The 20925-nt window shown below is 68.4% G+C and carries 22 protein-coding genes; 10 read left to right on the top strand and 12 right to left on the bottom strand.

All coding sequences use genetic code 11. The features are described from left to right. Positions 1 to 6: 6 nt before the first annotated feature. Positions 7 to 1611, top strand: a complete 1605-nt coding sequence (locus AC27L4_RS08335) for a caspase family protein (protein ID WP_487141617.1) — start codon at positions 7 to 9, stop codon at positions 1609 to 1611. A 187-nt stretch (positions 1612 to 1798) separates the two neighbouring features. On the opposite strand, the gene AC27L4_RS08330 is transcribed toward AC27L4_RS08335, so the two are convergent. The 12 genes from AC27L4_RS08330 to AC27L4_RS08275 form a co-directional block, all read right to left on the bottom strand. Next, the gene (locus AC27L4_RS08330) at positions 1799 to 2554 is read right to left on the bottom strand and encodes an SDR family oxidoreductase (protein WP_487141616.1); all 756 of its coding nucleotides are present in this window, start codon (positions 2552 to 2554) and stop codon (positions 1799 to 1801) included. Positions 2555 to 2635: 81 nt separating this feature from the next. Then, positions 2636 to 3865 (bottom strand): argininosuccinate synthase, encoded by a 1230-nt coding sequence (locus AC27L4_RS08325; protein WP_487141615.1) that lies wholly within the window; start codon positions 3863 to 3865, stop codon positions 2636 to 2638. Positions 3866 to 3936: 71 nt separating this feature from the next. Next, positions 3937 to 4692 carry a phosphatase PAP2 family protein gene (locus AC27L4_RS08320; protein ID WP_487141614.1) on the bottom strand — a complete coding sequence of 252 codons (756 nt, stop codon included), beginning with the start codon at positions 4690 to 4692 and terminating at the stop codon, positions 3937 to 3939. Positions 4693 to 4722: 30 nt separating this feature from the next. Further along, the gene (gene coaA, locus AC27L4_RS08315) at positions 4723 to 5676 is read right to left on the bottom strand and encodes a type I pantothenate kinase (protein ID WP_487141613.1); all 954 of its coding nucleotides are present in this window, start codon (positions 5674 to 5676) and stop codon (positions 4723 to 4725) included. Between the two features lie 79 nt (positions 5677 to 5755). After that, positions 5756 to 6076 (bottom strand): phosphoribosyl-ATP diphosphatase, encoded by a 321-nt coding sequence (locus tag AC27L4_RS08310; RefSeq protein ID WP_487141612.1) that lies wholly within the window; start codon positions 6074 to 6076, stop codon positions 5756 to 5758. Next, positions 6073 to 6855, bottom strand: a complete 783-nt coding sequence (hisF, locus tag AC27L4_RS08305; protein WP_487141611.1) for an imidazole glycerol phosphate synthase subunit HisF — start codon at positions 6853 to 6855, stop codon at positions 6073 to 6075. Before hisF ends, AC27L4_RS08310 begins: the two co-directional genes overlap by 4 nt. A 119-nt stretch (positions 6856 to 6974) precedes the next feature. Beyond that, complete coding sequence (locus tag AC27L4_RS08300; protein WP_487141610.1) at positions 6975 to 7838, bottom strand: arginase family protein; 864 nt, start codon at positions 7836 to 7838, stop codon at positions 6975 to 6977. After that, positions 7835 to 8590, bottom strand: coding sequence for a 1-(5-phosphoribosyl)-5-[(5-phosphoribosylamino)methylideneamino]imidazole-4-carboxamide isomerase (gene hisA, locus AC27L4_RS08295; protein WP_487141609.1), 756 nt, complete (start codon positions 8588 to 8590; stop codon positions 7835 to 7837). The genes AC27L4_RS08300 and hisA overlap by 4 nt, the downstream gene beginning before the upstream one ends. Next, a complete protein-coding gene (gene hisH / locus AC27L4_RS08290) occupies positions 8578 to 9228 on the bottom strand; it encodes an imidazole glycerol phosphate synthase subunit HisH (RefSeq protein WP_487141608.1) in 651 nt (216 codons plus the stop codon). Before hisH ends, hisA begins: the two co-directional genes overlap by 13 nt. Continuing rightward, positions 9225 to 9698 carry a DUF2628 domain-containing protein gene (locus AC27L4_RS08285; protein ID WP_487141607.1) on the bottom strand — a complete coding sequence of 158 codons (474 nt, stop codon included), beginning with the start codon at positions 9696 to 9698 and terminating at the stop codon, positions 9225 to 9227. The genes hisH and AC27L4_RS08285 overlap by 4 nt, the downstream gene beginning before the upstream one ends. 1 nt (position 9699) lies before the next feature. Next, positions 9700 to 10293: an imidazoleglycerol-phosphate dehydratase HisB gene (hisB, locus tag AC27L4_RS08280; protein WP_487141606.1), complete on the bottom strand. Its 594-nt coding sequence runs from the start codon at positions 10291 to 10293 to the stop codon at positions 9700 to 9702. A gap of 134 nt (positions 10294 to 10427) precedes the next feature. After that, positions 10428 to 10640: a hypothetical protein gene (locus AC27L4_RS08275; protein ID WP_487141605.1), complete on the bottom strand. Its 213-nt coding sequence runs from the start codon at positions 10638 to 10640 to the stop codon at positions 10428 to 10430. A gap of 127 nt (positions 10641 to 10767) precedes the next feature. On the opposite strand from AC27L4_RS08275, the gene AC27L4_RS08270 reads away from it, so the two are divergent. From AC27L4_RS08270 to AC27L4_RS08230, 9 genes are all read left to right on the top strand, one after another. Beyond that, the gene (locus AC27L4_RS08270; protein ID WP_487141604.1) at positions 10768 to 11637 is read left to right on the top strand and encodes a LysR family transcriptional regulator; all 870 of its coding nucleotides are present in this window, start codon (positions 10768 to 10770) and stop codon (positions 11635 to 11637) included. A 169-nt stretch (positions 11638 to 11806) separates the two neighbouring features. Then, positions 11807 to 13057: a serpin family protein gene (locus AC27L4_RS08265; RefSeq protein WP_487141603.1), complete on the top strand. Its 1251-nt coding sequence runs from the start codon at positions 11807 to 11809 to the stop codon at positions 13055 to 13057. Positions 13058 to 13195: 138 nt separating this feature from the next. Continuing rightward, positions 13196 to 14401, top strand: a complete 1206-nt coding sequence (locus tag AC27L4_RS08260; protein ID WP_487141602.1) for a multidrug effflux MFS transporter — start codon at positions 13196 to 13198, stop codon at positions 14399 to 14401. Between the two features lie 47 nt (positions 14402 to 14448). Continuing rightward, positions 14449 to 15390 carry a glutathione synthase gene (gene gshB, locus AC27L4_RS08255; protein WP_487141601.1) on the top strand — a complete coding sequence of 314 codons (942 nt, stop codon included), beginning with the start codon at positions 14449 to 14451 and terminating at the stop codon, positions 15388 to 15390. A 168-nt stretch (positions 15391 to 15558) separates the two neighbouring features. Next, the gene (locus AC27L4_RS08250) at positions 15559 to 15879 is read left to right on the top strand and encodes a DUF2853 family protein (protein ID WP_487141932.1); all 321 of its coding nucleotides are present in this window, start codon (positions 15559 to 15561) and stop codon (positions 15877 to 15879) included. A 246-nt stretch (positions 15880 to 16125) separates the two neighbouring features. Beyond that, on the top strand, positions 16126 to 17718 hold the full coding sequence (locus AC27L4_RS08245) for an ABC transporter substrate-binding protein (protein WP_487141600.1): 1593 nt from the start codon (positions 16126 to 16128) through the stop codon (positions 17716 to 17718). A 208-nt stretch (positions 17719 to 17926) separates the two neighbouring features. Then, positions 17927 to 18937: an ABC transporter permease subunit gene (locus AC27L4_RS08240; protein WP_487141599.1), complete on the top strand. Its 1011-nt coding sequence runs from the start codon at positions 17927 to 17929 to the stop codon at positions 18935 to 18937. Then, a complete protein-coding gene (locus AC27L4_RS08235; protein ID WP_487141598.1) occupies positions 18927 to 19832 on the top strand; it encodes an ABC transporter permease subunit in 906 nt (301 codons plus the stop codon). Before AC27L4_RS08240 ends, AC27L4_RS08235 begins: the two co-directional genes overlap by 11 nt. A gap of 82 nt (positions 19833 to 19914) precedes the next feature. Continuing rightward, the gene (locus AC27L4_RS08230; RefSeq protein ID WP_487141597.1) at positions 19915 to 20904 is read left to right on the top strand and encodes an ABC transporter ATP-binding protein; all 990 of its coding nucleotides are present in this window, start codon (positions 19915 to 19917) and stop codon (positions 20902 to 20904) included. The last annotated feature ends 21 nt before the right edge of the window (positions 20905 to 20925 follow it).

The following is a 20925-nucleotide window of genomic DNA, read 5'->3' as shown; positions in this document are numbered from 1 at the left end:
TCGATCATGACGCGCATATTCCGCCTCCTGGCCCTGGCATTCGTCGCCTGGGTCGGCTTGCAGGGCGCAGCGCTTGCCGAGAGGCGTGTCGCGCTCGTCATCGGCAATGGCGCCTATGTCCACACGGCGCCCTTGCCCAACCCGACCACGGACGCCCGGGCCATGGCCGACAAGCTCCGCGGCATGGGCTTCGAGGTGGTCGAGGGCTACGACCTCGACAAGCAAAACATGAACGCCGTGGTGCAGCGTTTCGCCCGCGCCGTCGCCGGCGCCGATGTCGGGCTGTTCTTCTATGCCGGCCACGGCATGCAGGTGAACAGCGAGAACTACATCGTGCCGATCGACGCAAAGCTCGAGGACTCGCTCTCCGTCGATTTCGAGATCACCAAGGTCGGCTTCGTCATCGACCAGATGTCCCGCGACGTGAAGCTGAAGATCGCCCTGCTCGATGCCTGCCGCAACAACCCGCTGTCTCGCAACCTGGCGCTGACCTCGCGGGCCATCACCGTGGTCAGCGGCATGGCGGACATGAAGATCGTCAACCAGGCGGCGACCGAAGGCTCCCTGATCGCCTTCGCCACCGACCCCGGCAATGTCGCGCTCGACGGATCCGGCAAGCACTCGCCCTTCACCGAGGCGCTCCTGGACAATATCGGCGACAGCACCAGCCTCAGCAGCGTCATGAACAAGGTCACCAGTTCGGTGCTGCGGCTGACGGACAACCGCCAGCGGCCCTGGATCCAGGCCTCGCTCACCGGCGACGTCTTCCTCAATCCGCTCCGGCCGGTCGCGACAGATGCCGCGCCGGTGGCGCCCGCCCAGCCGCAGCCGGCCGTGGCCGGCCAGCTGCAGCCGGCCACCCAGGCCGACGACGGCGCCGCGCTCGGCCGGGAGAACGCCCTGTGGGCCGCCGTAAGGCAATCGAACACCCTGGAAGACTACCAGTCCTATCTCGACACCTATCCGAACGGCCTCTATGTCGGCCTTGCCCGCAATGCGATCCAGCGTGTCAAGCAGGCGGCGCTGACGCCGCCGGCCGGCATCGTGCCGCTCCAGGGTGCGACGCCGATCGTCAGGCAGACGGTGCAGGGGCCGAGTTCGGCCGAGACGGAGGACGCGCTCAACCTGACCCTCGCCGCCCACAAGGCGGTCCAGCAGCGCCTGAAGCTGGCGGGCTTCGATCCGTCCACGTTCAACGGCAATTTCGGTACCAAGACCCGCGTCGCCATCGGCAAGTGGCAGACGGCGCGCGGCGCCGCGGCAACCGGCTATCTCGACAAGCCGCAATATGAAGCACTGTTGACCGAAACCGAAGCCGCCTTCGGGCAGTTCCAGAAGAAGGCCGCCGAGGCCGCCGCGCTCGCCGCCAAGAAGCAGAAGGCCCAGAAGATCGCGCGCCAGCAGCCCGCGGTCGAGGAGCAGGCGCCGCGGCAGGCCCGTCGCCGCCCGGTGGTGGAAGAGCAGCCTCAGGTCGTCCGCCGCAGGCCGGCGGCGGAGGAGCCGGTGGTGATCGAGCGCGAGGCCCCGCCGAGGAACACGGCCGGCGACGCCTTCATGGGCGCGGTCGGCGGCGCGCTGATCGGCGGAGCTCTTTCGGGAGCCTTCCGCTGAGGCGAGAACGCTGCGAATGAAACGCAGAGCCGGCCCGGCGGATCGCTCCGCCGGGCCGGCTTCATGATGGGACAGTGCGCCTGATGCGCATGCTGCGCCGATTGAAGAAGCGCGGCTTGGAAAGAACAAGCCCCTCTTCCGGTCGGAAGAGGGGCGGGAAACCTTGCGAAAGGGACGTTGGCGCGGTTCAGCCGCGGCCGACGAAAGGCATCTTGGTCGCCATGACGGTGAGGTGCAGCACGTTGGCGTCGAGCGGCAGGCCTGCCATGTAGAGCACGGCGTCGGCGACATGCTTGACGTCGAAAGTCGGCTCGATCTTGACCGAAAGATCGGGCTGCAGCACGCCGGTGGTCATCTTGGCCGCCATCGGCGTGAGGGTGTTGCCGATGTCGATCTGGCCGCAGGCGATGTCATATTTGCGCCCGTCGAGAGCGGTCGACTTGGTCAGGCCTTCGACCGCGTGCTTGGAGGCGGTGTAGGGCGCCGAGTTCGGGCGCGGCGTCGTCGCCGAGACCGAGCCGTTGTTGATGATGCGGCCGCCGCGCGGCACCTGATCCTTCATCACGCGGAAGGCTTCCTGGGTGCACAGGAACACGCCGGTGACGTTGGTGTCGATGACGCTCTTCCACTGCTCGACGCTGAGCTCTTCCAGGTTGATCGGCGGGGCGTTGGTGCCGGCATTGTTGACGAGGAGGTCGACCCGGCCGAACCTGTCGACCGTGGCGCGGAAGAGAGCGGCCACCGAGGCCGGATCGGTCACGTCGGACGGCACGACCAGGGCCGAGGCGGCACGCGGATGGTTGGCGACGACCTCGTCCAGCGCCGCCTTGCGCCGCCCGGTCAGCACCACCGACCAGCCATTGTCCAGCAGCGCCAGGGCGATGGCCTGTCCGATACCGGTGGCGGCGCCGGTGACGATGGCAGTTCCGGGTTGTCCGGCCATGGGGTTCCTCCTGATGACATGGTTCTGAAATGGCATGGGCCGGCGGCCCGGGCCGCCGGCGATGGCGCGCGGAGCCGGGGCTCAGACGCCGAGCTTGCGCTTGCGGCTGCCCAGGGTGCGCAGGCGCAGGGCGTTGAGCTTGATGAAGCCGGCGGCGTCGCGGTGATCGTAGGCGACGGCGCCCTCTTCGAAGGTGACGAGGTCCTGGCTGTAGAGCGAATAGGGGCTCTCGCGGCCGATCAGATGCACGCCGCCCTTGTAGAGCTTGAGCCGCACCGAGCCGGTGACCGCCTCCTGGCTCTTGTCGATCAGGGCCTGCAGCATCTCGCGCTCGGGCGAGAACCAGAAGCCGTTGTAGACGAGCTCGGCATATTTGGGCATGAGCTCATCCTTGAGATGGGCCGCGCCGCGGTCGAGCGTGATGCTCTCGATGCCGCGATGGGCCAGCAGCAGGATGGTGCCGCCCGGGGTCTCGTACATGCCGCGCGACTTCATGCCGACGAAGCGGTTCTCGACCAGGTCCAGCCTGCCGATGCCGTTGATGCGGCCGAGCTCGTTCAGCCTGGCCAGCAGCGTCGCCGGGCTCATCCTGACGCCGTCGATGGCGACGGCATCGCCCTTCTCGAAGTCGATGGCGACGACGGTCGGCGTGTCCGGCGCCTTCTCCGGATCGACCGTGCGGGAATAGACATAGTCCGGCACCTCGATCGCCGGATCCTCCAGCACCTTGCCCTCGGAGGAGCAGTGCAGGAGATTGGCGTCGACCGAGAACGGCGCCTCGCCGCGCTTGTCCTTGGCGATGGGGATCTGGTTCTCCTCGGCGAAGCGGATCAGCGCCTCGCGCGAGCGCAGGTCCCATTCGCGCCAGGGCGCGATGATGGTGACGTCGGGCTTGAGGGCGTAATAGCCGAGCTCGAAGCGCACCTGGTCGTTGCCCTTGCCGGTGGCGCCGTGACAGACCGCGTCGGCGCCGACCTTTTCGGCGATCTCGATCTGCTTCTTGGCGATCAGCGGCCGCGCTATCGAGGTCCCGAGCAGGTAGAGGCCCTCATACTGGGCGTTGGCGCGGAACATCGGGAAGACGTAGTCGCGCACGAATTCTTCGCGCAGGTCCTCGATGAAGATGTTTTCCGGTTTGATGCCGAGCAGCAGCGCCTTCTGGCGGGCGGGCTCCAACTCCTCGCCCTGGCCGAGATCGGCGGTGAAGGTCACCACCTCGCAGCCATAGGTGGTCTGCAGCCATTTCAGGATGATCGAGGTGTCGAGCCCGCCCGAATAGGCAAGCACCACCTTCTTCACGGTCTTAGACATCAAGAGGCTCCGGAAAAATCGCGGGCGACTATAGGCGGCGAAAGCGGCCACGCAAGTCGATTCGCCCGGATTCAGGAACTGCCGGGCACCACCGGAGGATGCGGATGCCGTCGAGCCGCCAGCCGGGCCTCGATCGCCCCGGGGCGGCCGGCCCACCAGCGCGGATCATGCATGAGGCGCAGCATGACGACGGCGATCAGATGGGTGAACAGGGCCGCCAACAGCACGTCGGACAGGAAATGGCCGCCGAAGGCCAGGCGCAGCAGGGCGACGGCGATGGTGATCGCCACGGCGGCGGCGGTGGCCACGCCGGCGACCGCCGCCGGCAGCACGGCAGCCGCCGCGATCAGCACCGTGGCGCTGGAGACTTCGCCCGAGGCGAAGGAGCAGTTGGAGCGGCAGGAGCCGCCGACGTTCCACCAGGAGGTCAGCGGCACTTCACCCTGCTCGACCTGCTCGACCACCGTCGATGGCCGCTCGCGTCCCCAATGCTCCTTGAGCACGACGTTGACCAGCAGCACCGGCCCGAGCAGGAAGGTCGCCAGCACCGCGATCAGGCCGCGGGCGTCGACGGGAAGGCGGGCCTGGGGCCGCAGCAGCTTGACCAGCAGCATGGCGATGAACAGGCCGGCCACGCAGGCCGGCAGAAACATGCCGAAGATCCGCAGATGCACGGCCAGGGAAGACAGGCGCAGGTCGAAGCTTGGGCTCGTATCCTCGAAGAAGTCCGAAACCTCGAAGTCGATGGCCGGGAACAGGCCGAGGATCACGCCGACCAGAAGCGTAATGCCCGCGGTGACGACCAGTGCCCTGCGGCCGAACATCATGATGCCTTGTCCTCGTTGCGCGGCGGCACGTCACAGCTTACGCAGCGAGACCTCCTCGATCGCATGACTCTCGCCCTTGCGCAGCAAGAGGTCGGCGCGCGGGCGGGTCGGGAGGATGTTCTCGACGAGGTTGGGCTGATTGATGCGGCTCCACAGACCGTGCGCCGTCTCGAGCGCCTCGCCCTCGGATAGGTCGGCATATTTGCGAAAATATGACTTCGGATCGCGGAAGGCGGTCTCGCGCAGCGTCATGAAACGCTCGACATACCAGCGGCGCAGCAGAACCTCGTCGGCATCGAGATAGACCGAGAAGTCGAAGAAGTCGGAGACGAAGGGAATGGCCTTGCCGTCCCGGGGCAGGCGGGCCGGCTGCAGCACGTTGAGGCCCTCGACGATCAGGATGTCGGGCCGGTCGATGGTCACCGTCTGCCCCGGCACCACGTCGTAGACCAGGTGCGAATAGACCGGCGCCACCACATGGTCCTTGCCGGCCTTGATGTCGGCGAGGAAGCGCAGCAGCGTCGACGTGTCGTAGCTTTCGGGAAATCCCTTGCGCTCCATCAGGCCCTGGGCCTTGAGCACGGCATTGGGGAACAGGAAGCCGTCCGTGGTGATCAGGTCGACCTTGGGCGTGTTGGGCCAGCGCGCCAGCAGCTGCTTGAGCACGCGCGCCGTGGTCGACTTGCCGACCGCGACCGATCCGGCGACGCCGACCAGGAACGGTACCTTGCCGTCCTGGGTGCCGAGAAAGGCTTGGGTGGCGCGATGCAGACCCTGGGTTGCGGCAACATAGAGCGAGAGCAGGCGCGACAGCGGCAGGTATATCTGCTCGACCTCGGTGACCGACACCGGGTCGTTCAGCGAGCGCAGCCGGTTGAGGTCGTCGGCCGTCAGCGTCATCGGCGTGTCGGCGCGCAGACCGGCCCACTCGTCCCGCGAGAACACGCGATAGGGCGACAGGTCCGGCGTGATCACCTTGTCCAAGAGGTCCGCCCCATGCTCGTTGCTCCCGGCTGCCCGCGCCGTTGTCCAGGGGCCCGCCGATGCCGGGCCGATCCGCGCCTCATCTCGGCGTCCGCGCCGCTTTCTCGGCCAGACCCGAGCGCGCCGTCCGCTTCCCGAGCTCCGCCATCACCGCGTCCAGCGCCACGTCCCGTGCCCTGAGGGCGACCAGGAGATGGTAAAGCACATCGGCGGCTTCGCCGACAATCTGCTTCTCGTCCCCTTCGGCAATGGCGATGACGAACTCTACGGCTTCCTCGCCGAATTTCTTGGCCGTGCGCGAGGGGCCGGCGGCCAGGAGCTTCGCGGTCCAGGATTCCTCGGGAGAGGCCGCGGCGCGCGCCTCGACCCGCGCCGCCAGGTCGGAAAGGCTGAAACTCATGCGGCCATGTCCATGCGCATCGGCAGGCCGGCCGCCGCCATATGCGCCTTGGCCTCGCCGATCGTGAAGGTGCCGAAATGGAAGATCGAGGCGGCGAGCACGGCCGTGGCATGGCCTTCGCGCACGCCGGCGACGAGATGGTCGAGCGTGCCGACGCCGCCGGAGGCGATCACCGGCACCGGCACGGCGTCGGCCACGGCGCGGGTCAGGGCGATGTCGAAGCCGGACTTGGTGCCGTCGCGATCCATGGAGGTCAGCAGGATCTCGCCGGCGCCGAGGTCGACCACCTCGCGGGCAAAGGCGAGAGCATCGATGCCGGCGGACTTGCGACCGCCATGGGTGAAGATCTCCCAGCGGTCCGCCTCGCCCGGCTGCGAGACCTTCTTGGCGTCGATCGCCACGACGATGCATTGCTGGCCGAACTTCTCGGCCGCCTCGCCGACGAAGGCCCGGCGCGCCACGGCGGCGGAGTTGATCGACACCTTGTCGGCACCGGCCAGCAGCAGATTGCGGATGTCCTCGATCGTGCGCACGCCGCCGCCGACGGTTAGCGGCATGAAGCAGGCCTCGGCCGTGCGCCGCACCACGTCGAACATGATGCCGCGGTTCTCATGCGTGGCGTTGATGTCGAGGAAGCACAATTCGTCCGCTCCGGCCGCATCATAGGCGAGGGCGCAGGCGACGGGATCGCCGGCGTCGACGAGGTCGACGAAGTTGATGCCCTTGACCACCCGGCCGTCCTTGACGTCGAGGCAGGGAATAACGCGGGCTTTCAGCATCCGGAACGGAACCTTGGGACGATACCTGGCAGGCGGGAAGACGATGGTCCGCCTTCTTTGCACTGCATCATGACAGAAAACCAGCCCGGCGTCACTTCAGCCTGCCGCTGGGAGCCGGATCACAGCTTCACGGCGGCGCTGACGGCATCCCAGCGCCAGCGCTCGGCGACGGCGCCGACCAGGGCGGCGGCGAGCGTCAGCACGGCGGGCGGCGTCAGGCCGTCGGGGTCGACGGCCGGATCGTAGGCTGTGATCGCCGCCCCGGCGACGGGCACGGCCTGGGCCACGTCCCGCACTGCAGCATCGAGAGCCCCCGGGGCGAGGCCGCCGGGAACGGCGTAGCGGTTGACGGGCAGCCGCGCCGGATCGTGGACGTCGAGATCGAGATGCAGATAGGCGCGCCTCACCCCCGGTACGGCGGCGGCGGTCGCCGCGGCCCGGTCGGCCGGCACATGGCGGATGCCCTCGGCGGCGATGAAGGCGGCCTCGGCGGGATCGAGGTCGCGCGCATCGGCCAGCACCACCCGGTCGCCGGCGATCGGGGCGAAGCCCGGCACGGCCTCCGCCAGCTTCGGCCAGCAGCGGCCCATCACCGTCGCCAGCGCCATGCCGTCGAGCAGGCCGGATCCGGTGGTCTCGGGGGTGTTGACATCGCCGTGGGCGTCGAACCAGACGGCGGAGTCGGCGCCGACGCCGGCGCACACGCCCAGGGCCGACAGACAGTTGCCGGCGACGACCAGGGGAAAGCGGCCGCCGGCCAGGGCCGCCTGCGTGGCGCGGGCGATCTCCGCCACCACCGCAAAGCCGGTGGTGATCTCGCGCGGATCGGCGTCGCCCGGGAGGAGGACGGTCTCTGTGACGTTGTGGCCCGCCGCCGCCAGGGCGTCGGCGAGGCCGGCCTTGCGGATCGCGACGGGACCGAGACCCCACCGGGCCATGAACCGGCCGGAATCGTAGGGGACGAAGATCAATGCGACTTTCATGGGCGAGCCTCCCTGCCGCCGGCGCGAACCAGCGCCAGCGCCTCGCCCGGGTCGAGCCGCCTGTCGTAGAGCGCGCGTCCGGCGATCGCGCCTTCGAGCCTCAGGGCATCCGGCTGCATCAGCCGCCGGATGTCGGCGATCGAGGCGAGGCCGCCGGAGGCGACGACGGGGATGCGGATGGCCTCGGCCAACGCCAGCGTACCCTCCCAGTCGATGCCCTGCAGCATGCCGTCCCGGGCGATGTTGGTGTAGACGATCGCCGCCACACCCGCATCCTCGAAACGAAGGGCAAGCTCGGCGGCGGTCAGGGTGGAGGCCTCGGCCCAGCCTTCCACCGCGACCAGGCCGTCGCGAGCGTCGAGGCCGACGGCGACGCGGCCGGGATGAGCCCGGGCGGCCGCCTTGACGAAGGCCGGGTCGCGCACCGCCGCGGTGCCGATGATGACGCGCGCGACGCCCTTGCCCAGCCAGCCGTCCACGGTGGCCATGTCGCGGATGCCGCCGCCCAGTTGCACCGGCATGGCGACGGCGGCGAGGATGCCCTCGACCGCGGCCGCGTTCATCGGCCGGCCGGCGAAGGCGCCGTCGAGATCGACGACATGGAGATGGGTGAAGCCCATGACCTCGAAGGCCCTGGCCTGCTCGGCCGGGCTGTCGTTGAAGACGGTGGCCTGGGCCATGTCGCCCTGGACCAGGCGGACGCAGCGTCCTTCCTTCAGATCGATCGCGGGATAGAGGATCACGGCCGCCACGTCAGGAAATTGGCGATCAGGGCCAGGCCGAGGCGCTGGCTCTTCTCGGGATGAAACTGGGTGCCGGCGATGTTGTCGCGGCCGACGATGGCCGTCACCGGCCCGGCATAGTCGGCTTCGGCCACCACGACGTCCGGAGATGTCGGCACCATGTGATAGGAATGCACGAAATAGGCGTGCAGTCCGTTGGGGCCGGTCGGTATGCCCCGCAGCAGCGCATGGTCGCGATGCGCCCAGAGCGTGTTCCAGCCCATATGCGGGATCTTCAGGCCGGGATCGGCCGGGGTGAGGAGGCGGACATCGCCCGCGATCCAGCCCAGGCCCTCGGTGGTCTCGAATTCGAGGCCGCGCGCGGCCATGAGCTGCATGCCGACGCAGATGCCGAGGAAGGGCCGGCCGGCGCGGATCACCGCCTCGTCGAGCGCCGCGACCATGCCGGGCACGGCTGCGAGCCCCCGCTTGCAGTCGGCGAAGGCACCGACGCCGGGCAGGACGATGCGCTCGGCCCGGCACACTGCATCGGGATCCGCGGTGACGACGATGTCGGCGGCGAGACCTAAGTCGCGGGCGGCGCGCTCGAAGGCCTTGCGGGCGGAGTGGAGGTTGCCCGAGCCATAGTCGACGATCGCCGTGGTCATCGCGGCTGGCTCCAGGGCTGCGGGAAGACGCCGAGCACCGATTCATGCGCAGGCGGGGCCGGACGCATGGGCGGAGCTGGCGGAGGAGCCTGCTCTCGGCGCGCGAAATAGCGCTGCTCGGCCTCGAACCGGTCGGAGCCGGCGGCGATGCCGACGAAGCGCCAGCCCTGGCGCTGCAGCGTCCAGCGGCGCAAGGCGTTGGCCTCGAGCGCGAACCAGAGCGCGAAAAGCGTCTGGGCCGCTCCGATCAGCACGCCCGAGGCCGGGCTCGCGGCGGCGGCCAGGTTGATCGCCACCATGGCGAGGAGCCAGAGCAGGAACACCAGCCACATCCGCCGCCACAGCAGCCAGATCGGCGGAAGCAGCAGCGCCGGCCAGCACCAGCCATCCTTGACGAAGACGCTTTCCTCGGCGGCCTCGAAGGACCCGGGCGGCCTGGCCGGCGGCTCTAGGACGATCCAGGATGCCATGTCAGCCCCCGAGCCTGCCCTTGGTGGTCGGCAGTTCGCCGGCGCTGCGCGGATCGATCGACAGCGCCGCGCGCAAGGTGCGCGCCAGCGCCTTGAAGCAGCTTTCGGCGATGTGGTGGGCGTTGTCGCCGTAGAGCGTCTCGACGTGCAGCGTCACGCCCGCGTTCATGGCGAAGGCCTGGAACCATTCCCGAACCAGCTCGGTGTCGAAGGTGCCGATCTTCTCGCGCGGGAACTCGACCTTGAACACCAGGAAGGGACGGCCGGACACGTCGATGGCGACGCGCGTCAGCGTATCGTCCATCGGCAGATAGGCATGGGCATAGCGGGCGATGCCCTTCATGTCGCCCATGGCCTGGCGCACGGCCTGGCCGAGCGCGATGCCGACGTCCTCCACCGTGTGGTGGTCGTCGATGTGGAGGTCGCCCTTGGCGCGGGCCGTGATGTCGATGAGCGAATGGCGCGACAGCTGCTCGAGCATATGGTCGAAGAAGCCGACGCCGGTGGCGACGTCGTAGCGGCCCGCTCCGTCGAGATCGACGGAGACGGAAACCGAGGTTTCCTTCGTGGTGCGCTCGATGGCGGCGCTGCGCATGGACACATCTTCCTGGAGTCACGGACGGGGCCTTATATCGAGGCGCAGCGGCGTGAGGAAGGCGTAATCCGGCGCATCGCGGCAAACCGGACGTCTGACCGGCCGGACGAGCCACCGTCCGGCCGGCCGGAGATTCAGCTGCGGCCGTCGCGGACGGCGCCCTCGATCCCGCCGCGCGAGACGCCGAGATCGGACAGGGCGGAATCGTCGAAGGCGCCGAGCCGGCGAAGATCGTTGCGGATCCGAAGCTCGTGCACCAGCCGGCGCCATGCGGCGATCAAGCGGGCCCGAACCGGCACGCGGCCGATGACGACGATGGGGCGATGGGGCAGCGAGGACGCGATCATGGCAACCTCCTTGCGAGTTGACGACGAACCCTACCAAGGCAGCTTGAATCACGGAAACTAATATATATGATCGAAATCATAAGGCTTTGTTATTCAATGGCGGGCCGGCGAGAGTTGGGGGTGCCGTGTGATCCGGAATATCGATACGAGCCTGCTGCGCTCCTTCATCGCCGTCGCCGAGACGGCCGGCATGACGTCGGCCGCCAATGCGCTCAACCTGACCCAGGCGGCCGTCAGCCAGCAGATCAAGCGCCTGGAGGAGACCTTCGAGGCGCGGCTGTTCGAACGTGACCGCAAGGGACTGCGGCTGACCGGAGCGGGCGAGCGCCTGTTCGGCAAGGCCAGGCGGATGCTCGCCCTCAACGACGAGATCTTCGCGGAGATGACCATCCCGCTGCACACCGGCGAGGTCCGCCTCGGCGTACCCTACGACCTGGTCAGTGCCTATCTGCCCACCGTGCTCAAGACGTTCGCGCGGGCCTATCCGAACATTCGCATCAGCCTGGTGTGCGAGACCTCCGCGCGGCTGCTCGAATGCCTGCAGGCCGGCAAGGTCGATCTGTCCCTGGTGGAGGAGCTCCAGCCGGGTGCCGGGGCGGAGACGCTGGCGGTCGACCGCCTCGTCTGGGTCGGCGCCAAAGGCGGCGATGCCCATCGCAGCCGGCCGTTGCCGGTCGCCCTCGGTGCCGAGACCTGCGTCTTCCGCACGCCCGTCGTCACGGCGCTGGCCGAGCAGGATATTTCCTGGTGGGCGATCTCGGAGATCGGCGTCGAAGCGGTCACGGCGACGGTCGAGACCGATCTCGCCGTGACGGCGCAGCTCTCCACCACCGTGCTGCGGCACCTGGAGATCCTCGGACCGCAATCCGGGCTGCCGCCGCTGCCGCCGTTCTCGATCTCGCTCTACATGGCCCAGGCCCGGCAGAGCGCCATCGCCCCCGAGTTGGCCCGCTACATCCGCGAGGGATTCCGCGGCCGGCAGCGCCAGGCGGCGTGAACGGCCTTCCGGATTTTTCAACCCGCGCTGTGGGCGGCGTCGCCGTTTGCGCATAAGCTGACGCTCGGGCGTGGCCACCGTGCCAAACGGCACGGCGCCGCGGCTGGCGCCGTGCCGTGATGCGGGCCGGAAGCATCCGATCGGGAACTGGAACGCCATGCGCAGAGCCATGCTGTTGACGTCCCTGTGCGCCGGCCTCCTGGCCGGCACGGCGGGCCATGCCGTCCTTGCCGCCTCGAAATCCAGGCCGGCGACGGCCGAGCAGGGGGAGGCCAGGATGCAGGCAGAGGTGGTGACGCCCGAGACACGGCGGCTGGCGGCGCAGGACCGGCTCGGCTTCGGCCTGATCGGAGAGATCGCGCGCGACGCGAAGGCCCCCGTCAACATCATCGTCTCGCCCGCCAGCCTGGCCGCGCCGCTGGCCCTGCTCGATCTCGGCGCCAGCCCGCCGATGCAGGCGGCGATCCACAAGACCCTCGGCTTCTCCGGCAAGGGCGGCAAGCCGGCCGCCGACCTGGCAGCCCTGCGCCAGGCGCTGGCGCCGCTGACCGGACCCGCAGCGTCCGGGCCGCTCGCCTTTGCCGGGGCCGTGGTGTTCGATCCGTCCGTGAAGCCGTTCCCCGCGGCCATGGAGAAGCTGAAGGCGGCCGGCGCCGAGGTGTCGGTGGAAAGCCTCGACGACCCCGGCACACGCGACCGGCTCAACAGCCTGGTCGCGGAAAAGACCAGGGGGCTGATCCCGACCCTCCTGGAGGAGCCGCTGACCGGGGCGGGGCTGGTCGCGCTCAATGCCCTGCATTTCAAGGATGACTGGAAGGCGCCGTTCGATGCCGAGGCGACCCGGCCGGCTCCCTTCGCCACGGCCGACGGCGGCACGGCGACGGTGCCGACCATGCATGCGGCCGGCGCCGTGCGGCTGCGCCAGGACGAGCACTTCGTCGCCGTCGACCTGCCCTATGCGACGCCGGGCTACTCCCTGGTCGTCATGACCACCAAGGACAAGCCCGGCAAGCCGGACGCATTCGGCCCGGCCGCGGCCTGGCTCTCCGGCGAGGGCTTTGCCGAGACCCAGGCCGATCTCGCCTTGCCGCGCTTCTCGCTCTCGGGCAGCTTCGACCTGCTCGATGCCGCCGACAAGCTCGGCCTGAAGCCGGCGCGGGAGGCGAAGTCGGCGCTCGGCGGCCTGTCGCCGGTGCCGCAGCCCATCGCCAGCATCGTTCAGAAAACGGTGATCGGCGTCGACGAGAAGGGCACGGAGGCCGCCGCGGCGACCGCGGTGACGACGCTGCGCAGCCTGCCGCCCCGGCGCGTCGCGGTGAAGGTCGACAAGCCCTTCCTGTTCGCCCTGCGCCAGGCCGACACCGGGCTGGTGCTGGTGATGGGCTATGTCGGCAATCCCGAGGCCGCCGCCAGGCCGTGACCGCGAGGCGGGGCGCGCCGGCGCTGCCGGTTCGGCCGGCCGGACCGGGACAAACCGACACGGGGGACGTGTCGGGGCTGGCGGTTTGCCGCGTCCTGGCCCAGAAGGGGGCTCCTGCCAGGACAATCCGATCACCTCATGCTCCGCCCCGATACGTTCGCCCTGACGGCGCTGCTCGCGCTCCTGACCGCGCTCGGCCCGCTCTCGACCGACATGTACCTGCCGTCGCTGCCCGAGATCAGGCAGGCGCTGGGCGCCTCGACAGCCGACGTGCAGCTCACCCTCTCGGTGTTCCTGCTGGGCTTTGCTGCGGGCCAGGTGATCTACGGTCCGGTGGCCGACAAGATCGGCCGGCGACGGCCGCTGCTCGGCGGGCTGACGCTGTTCATCGCCGGGAGCCTGCTCTGCGCGGCGGCGCCTTCGATCGAATGGCTGATGGCGGCGCGGTTCCTGCAGGCTTTCGGCGCTTCCGGGCCGATCGTGCTGGCGCGCACCGTGGTGCGCGACCTCTATGAGGGACCGCGGGCCGCGCGCGAGCTGTCGCGCATGGGCACGATCATGGGGCTGGTGCCGGCGGTCGCGCCGGTGATCGGCAGCGTGCTGCAGACCGGATTCGGCTGGCAGGCGAGCTTCATCCTGGCGGCGGCGCTGGCGGGGGCGGGCAGCCTGGTGGTGGCGCGCAAGCTGCCGGAGACGCTGAAGGTTCCCAACCCGGCGCCGATCTCGCCGTTCGGCATCGCCAGGAGCTTTGCCGGCCTGACGCGCAGCCGCGGGTTCCTGGCCTATCTCGCTCTGATGTCGCTGACCTATGGCGGCCTGTTCGCCTGGATCTCCGCCTCCAGCTTCGTGCTGCAGGGCGTCTACGGCCTGTCGATCATGGCGTTCGGCATCGCCTTCGTCGTCGGCGTCGTGGGCTATATCATCGGCACGCTGCTGGCGCAGCGGCTCGTGCCGCGCGTCGGGCTGGAGCGGACCCTGGCGATCGGCGTGCTCTGCCTGGCGGCCGGCGGCGTCGCAATGCTCGCCCTGGTCATGGCCGGCATCGGCCATCCCGCCGAGATCGTGCTGCCGATGGCGCTCTATCTCGCCGGCGTCGGCCTGGTCATGCCGCAGGCGATGGCCGGGGCTCTGACGCCGTTTCCGGACAGGGCGGGCGCCGCCTCGTCCTTTGCCGGCTTCACGCAGATGCTGAGCGGCGCCGCCATCGGCGCCCTGGTCGGGCATGCGCTGGGCGCCAGCGCCCTGCCGCTGCCGATCGCCGTGGCCGCGACCGGCCTTGCCTCCTTCGTGATCTTCCATATGACGAAGGATGCCCGGGCGCGGGCTGTCGCACCGAAGTCCTGATGCTTATCTGAGAAGCCTGCGCTTTTGACTGCGAAGGGGGACTGCCCATGGCCTTGAACGTTGCCGTCCAGATGGACCCGATCGAGCGGATCAACATCCGGGGCGATTCCACCTTCGCCCTGATGCTGGAGGCACAGGCGCGGGGCCACGGCCTGTCGGTGTACGGGCCGGAGACGCTGTCCATGCGCGACGGCCGGATCTCCGCCAGCGTCAGGCCGGTCACGGTGCGCGACGTCGAGGGGGATCACGTCACCGCCGGCGCGGCCGCCCGAACCGATCTTGCCGGCTTCGACGTGGTGCTGCTGCGCCAGGACCCGCCCTTCGACATGGCCTATGTGACGACGACGCACCTGCTCGAGCGCGTCCACCCGGCAACGCTGGTGGTGAACGATCCCGGCTGGGTGCGCAACGCGCCCGAGAAGATCTTCGTCACCGAATTCCCCGAACTGATGCCGCCGACCCTGGTCACCCGCGATCGGGCGGAGATCGAGGCGTTCCGGGCCGAGCATGGCGACGTGGTGATGAAGCCGCTCTACGGCCATGGCGGCGGCGCAGTGTTCAAGCTGGCCCCCGAGGATCCGAACTTCGGCTCGCTGTTCGACCTGTTCTCGACGATGTCGCGCGAACCCTGGGTGGTGCAACGCTTCCTGCCGCAGGTGTCCGAGGGCGACAAGCGCATCATCCTGGTCGACGGCGTCGCCGCCGGTGCGGTCAACCGGGTGCCGCAGCCCGGCGACATCCGCTCCAACATGGTGCGCGGCGGCGCCGCCCGCCCCGCCGACCTGACGGCGCGCGAGCGCGAGATCTGCGAGCGCATCGGCCCGGCGCTCAAGCGCATGGGCCAGATCTTCGTCGGCATCGACGTGATCGACGGCAATCTCACCGAGATCAACGTCACCTCGCCGACCGGGATCCGGGCGATCAAGCGCCTGGGCGGGCCGGATCTCGCCGTGGCGATCTGGGACGCGATCGAGGCGAAGCGGGGATGAGGGGCGTCGAACGCCGCTGATCTTGTCAATAAATGGGGGAGATCCGCAGTTCCGCTGCTTTCGGGAATAAAACCCGTGGCGGAATTCGCGGACTCATGGCCTTATGTCCCCTCGCGTCAAAGTAGCGCGGGCACGGAAACTGCTGAGGAGACAGGAAGGATGGCGGATCTGGCTAGCTACATCGCCGATGTCAAGAAATACACCGGCAGCGTCGACGAAGCTGTCGTTGCCGGCCTGGCGAAGACCTACGCGCTCGTTCTGGGCAAGGCCGATTCCCGGTGGGTCGCCGCCAGCGATCCGGAAGAACTTGCCCGGGTGCGCGACAATTTCCTCAAGAAGAAGCTCGGGCTCAAGGACGCGGACGCGACGCTGGACGCCGCGATCAAGGCGGCGCTCGACAAGATGAAGGCCGACAGGACAAAGTCGCGGCTTACCGTCTACTACCTCCTGGCCGAACACTTCAAGAAGCTTGACCAGTTCAAGGCGTGACTGTCGGAAAGCGACCGCTGATCGGCATTTTCGGACATTTTCGGCACCCCGCGCTCCGGTCGCGGGGTGTTTTCTTTCGAAGACGCGCGAACGCGCCGGCAACGCCAAAAATCATTTGCTCCGTTGCCGCAAAAAGGCTTCCATGCGGCCTCAAGCGAGGCACAGACCGCGCGGCAGGGGCGTCAATTGGATGATTCGTTCCAGCGTCTTGCGCGGACCACGCTGCTAACAACAGATGGGGAAACCATGTCGAAGACCCTGAAAACCGGCTTGATGACGGCGGCGCTCGCGGCGCTGCTCGGCTCGACCGCCGTCAACGCCAAGACGCTCGTCTACTGCTCGGAAGGCAGCCCCGAGAACTTCACGCCGGCCCTGAACACCACCGGCACCTCGCTCGACGCCGCGCGCCCGGTCTACAATCAGCTGGTGGAATTCGAGCGCGGCACCACCAATGTCGTGCCCGGCCTCGCGGAGAAGTGGGACATCTCGCCCGATGGGCTGGAGATCACCTTCCATCTGCGCAAGGGCGTGAAGTTCCATTCCTACAAGGGCTTCAAGCCGACCCGCGAATTCAACGCCGACGACGTGCTGTTCTCGCTCAATCGCCAGTGGAAGGAGGACCATCCCTACCACAAGATCTCGGGCGGCGCTTACGACTACTTCAACGACATGGACATGCCCAAGCTGTTGAAGTCGGTCGAGAAGGTCGACGACCATACGGTGAAGGTGACATTGACCGAGGCGAACGCGCCGATCCTCGCCAACTTCGCCATGGACTTCGCCACCATCCATTCGGCCGAATATGCCGACTACCTGCTGAAGGCCGGCACGCCCGAGAAGTTCGACCAGGAGCCGGTCGGCACCGGCCCGTTCCAGTTCACCGGCTACCAGAAGGACGCGGTGATCCGCTACAAGACCTTCCCGGACTACTGGGCCGGCAAGTCCAAGCTCGACGGCCTGGTCTATGCCATCACCGCCGACGCGACCGCCCGCTTCGCCAAGCTGCAGAAGGGCGAGTGCCAGGTGATGGGCTATCCCAACCCGGCCGACCTCAAGGCGATGAAGGAGGACAAGAAGATCAACCTCCTGTCGCAGCCCGGCCTCAACATCGCCTACTGGGCCTTCAACATGGAAAAGCCGCCGCTCGACAAGAAGGAGGTGCGGCAGGCGCTGACCATGGCGATCGACAAGGATGCGATCATCCGCGACGTCTACCAGGGCGCCGGCCAGGCCGCGAAGAACCTGATCCCGCCGACGATCTGGGGCTACAACGACAAGATCGTCGACTACAAGTATGATCCGGCAGCCGCCAAGGAGCTGCTGCAGAAGGCCGGCATCACCTCGCTCGACATCGACCTGTGGTACATGCCGGTGCAGCGTCCCTACAATCCGGCGGCCAAGCGCATCGCCGAGATGATGCAGGCGGATCTGGCCAAGGTCGGCGTCAACGCCAAGCTCGTCACCTATGAGTGGGGCGAGTACCGCAAGCGCCTCCAGGCCGGCGAGCACATGACCGGCCAGCTCGGCTGGACCGGCGACAACGGCGATCCCGACAACTTCTTCTTCCTGCTCGGCTGCGCCGCCGCCCGTCCCGGCGGACAGAACCTGTCGAAGTGGTGCAACAAGGAGTTCGATGACCGCCTGATCAAGGCGCGCCAGACCTTCGACAAGGCCGAGCGCACCAAGCTCTACGAGGAGATGCAGCAGATCGCCCATGACGAGCAGCCGCAGATGACCATCGCTCATTCTGTGGTCTACGAGCCGATCGCCGCCAATGTGGAAGGCTACAAGGTCTCCCCCCTCGGCCGTCATGAGTTCTACGGCGTCACGCTGAAGTAAATCCGGCCCCGACCCTGCGGCCGCGCATGCCCGGATGCTCTGCATCCCGCCGGTGCGCGGCCGCTTCCCGTTCAAGGGGGCGCGCCGACGACACCGGCGTCATTCCAGAAAAATCGACAATCTGTTGAAGTGGCGAACGTTTCAGAGTTCACTGCACACGATGCGCTTTCGCATTGTGCGGTCGACCTGATCCGCCGAGGCGGCAAGAATGCTGAAATTCTTCGCGAAGCGGGTGCTCCTGACGCTCCCGATCTTCCTGGCGCTGATCGCGCTGACTTTCTTTGCGCTGCGCCTGGTGCCGGGCGACCCGATCGAAGTACGCCGCGGCGAGCGCGGTATCTCGCCCGAGCGCCTGGCCGAGCTGCGCCACGAGATGGGGCTCGACCAGCCGCTGTGGAAACAGTTCTTCGACTATGTCTGGCAGATCCTGCACGGCGATTTCGGCACCTCGCTGGTGACGCATGAGCCGGTGTTCCGCGAGTTCATGCTGCTGTTCCCGGCGACGGTCGAACTGACGCTCAGCGCCATGATCTTTGCCGTCGTGCTGGGCATCCCCGCCGGCGTGATCGCCGGCCTGAAGCGCGGCTCGCCCGCCGACTATGTCGTCACCGCCGCCGCGGTGACCGGCAACTCCATGCCGATCTTCTGGTGGGGCCTGCTGCTGATCCTGTTCTTCTCCGTCCAGCTCGACCTGACGCCGGTGTCCGGCCGCCTCGACCTGCTCTACGACATCGAGCCCGTCACCGGCTTCATGCTGATCGACAGCCTGCTGTCGGATCAGGAGGGCGCCTTCCTGTCGGCGTTGCAGCACCTGATCCTGCCGATGATCGTGCTCGGCACCCTGCCGCTGGCGGTCATCACCCGCATCACCCGCTCGGCCATGCTGGAGGTCCTGAACGAGGACTATGTCCGCACGGCCCGGGCCAAGGGCCTGTCCCCCCTTCGCGTCGTCGGCCTGCATGCGCTGCGCAATGCGCTGATCCCGGTCATCACCGTGATCGGCCTGCAGGTGAGCTCGCTGATCGCCGGCGCGGTGCAGACCGAGACCGTGTTCTCCTGGCCGGGCGTCGGCAAATGGCTGATCGAATCGCTGTCCCGGCGCGACTATCCCGTGCTGCAGGGAGGCGTCCTGCTCATCTCGATCGTGGTCGTGCTGGTCAACCTCCTGGTCGACCTGCTCTACGGCCTCGTCAATCCGAGGATCCGCCATGGCCGCTGACACCACCATCGCCCAGGCCCGTCCGGCCGCGCCGCCCTCGCTGATCGCCGAGACCTGGCACAGCCTGAGGGAGAATCGCGGCGCGGTCGCCGGCATGATCTTCATCGGCCTGATCATCCTCGTCGCCATCTTCGCCAACCTGCTGGCGCCGCATTCGCCCTACGAGCAGTTCCGCGAGCATGTGCTGCAGCCGCCGGTCTGGGAGGAGGGCGGGTCCTGGGTCTTCCCGCTCGGCACCGACGACGTCGGTCGCGACATGCTCTCGCGCCTGATCTACGGCGCCCGGATCTCGCTGTTCATCGGCGTGAGCGTGATGATCGCCTCGGTGCTGATGGGCGTGACGCTCGGCCTGATCGCCGCTTTCCGCGGCGGCGTGGTCGATGCGCTGATGATGCGCTTCATGGACCTCATCATGTCCGTGCCCGACCTTGTGCTGTCGGTCGTGGTGGTGGCCATCATCGGGCCGAGCCTGGTCAACACCATCATCGCCGTGCTGATCGTGTTCCTGCCGCGCTATGTCCGGCTGGTGCGCGCCTCCGCCCTGACGGAATTGTCCAAGGACTATGTGGTCGCGGCCAAGGTCGCCGGCGTCGGGCCGATCCGGCTGATGTTCGTCACGGTGCTGCCGAACTGCGTGGCGCCGCTGATCGTGCAGGCGACGCTCGGCATCTCCGACGCGCTGCTGCAGGCGGCGGCGCTCGGCTTCCTCGGCCTCGGCGCCCAGCCGCCGACGCCCGAATGGGGCTCGATGCTGGCTTCCGCCCGCGAGTTCCTGACGCGCGCGCCCTGGGTGGTGACGCTGCCCGGCATCGCCATCCTGGCCACGGTGGTGGCCATCAACCTGTTCGGCGACGGGCTGCGCGACGCGCTCGACCCGCGGCTCAAGCGCGGCTGAGGCCGCGGAACGGGCGGGGCGGTCCGGGCGGGCCGCGGCCCCGCCGTTTCTTCCCTGACCTTCGATTGGGACCTTCAGAACGATGCCCCTGCTCGAAATCCAGAACCTCACCGTCGAATTCCCGGTCCGGCACGGTTATTTCCGGGCGGTCGACGGCGTGTCCCTGAAGCTCGATCCCGGCGAGATCGTCTCGATCGTCGGCGAGTCCGGCTCGGGCAAGTCGGTGGCGATGCTGGCGGTGATGGGGCTCCTGCCCAAGACCGCCCGGGTCAGCGCCGACGCCATGCGTTTCGACGGCAAGGATCTCAGGACCATGTCTTCGCGCGCCCGGCGCGGCATCGTCGGCCGCGACATGGCGATGATCTTCCAGGAGCCGATGACCTCGCTCAACCCGTGCTTCACGGTCGGCTTCCAGATCGGCGAGGCGCTGCGCACCCACACCGATCTCAACCGGGCCCAGCGCCAGGCCCGGGCGATCGAGTTGCTCGAGCTGGTCGGCATCACCGATCCGGCGCGCCGGCTCGCCGCCTTCCCGCACCAGATGTCGGGCGGCATGAGCCAGCGCGTGATGATCGCCATGGCGATCGCCTGCAATCCCAAGCTGCTGATCGCCGACGAGCCGACGACGGCGCTCGACGTCACCATCCAGGCGCAGATCCTCGACTTGCTGGTGCGCCTGCAGCGCGAGCGCGGCATGGCGCTGGTGCTGATCACCCACGACATGGGCGTGGTGGCCGAGACGGCCCAGCGCGTCATCGTGCAATATGCCGGCCAGCAGGTGGAGATGGCGTCGACCCGCGACCTCTTCCGCGAGCCGCGCCATCCCTACACGGCGGCGTTGCTGGCGGCGTTGCCGGAGCGCGCGACCTCGCGGGTGCTGACCTCGATCCCCGGCGTGGTGCCGGGCCAGTACGACCGGCCGGCGGGCTGCCTGTTCTCGCCGCGCTGCGCCTTCGCGGTGGACGCCTGCCGCGCCGCGCCGCCCCGACGGGCCGGTCCCGAATTCGACCATGCGCTGTGCATCCGCCCGCTCGCCGGCGGCAAGCCGCAGGATCTGGAGGTGGCGGCATGAGCGGCATGCGAAGAGCCCGGG

Source organism: Labrys sp. Lb11 (assembly GCF_057554225.1).
The sequence above is the reverse complement of the archived record's forward strand: the minus strand, read 5'-3'. Positions and strand labels throughout refer to the sequence as shown.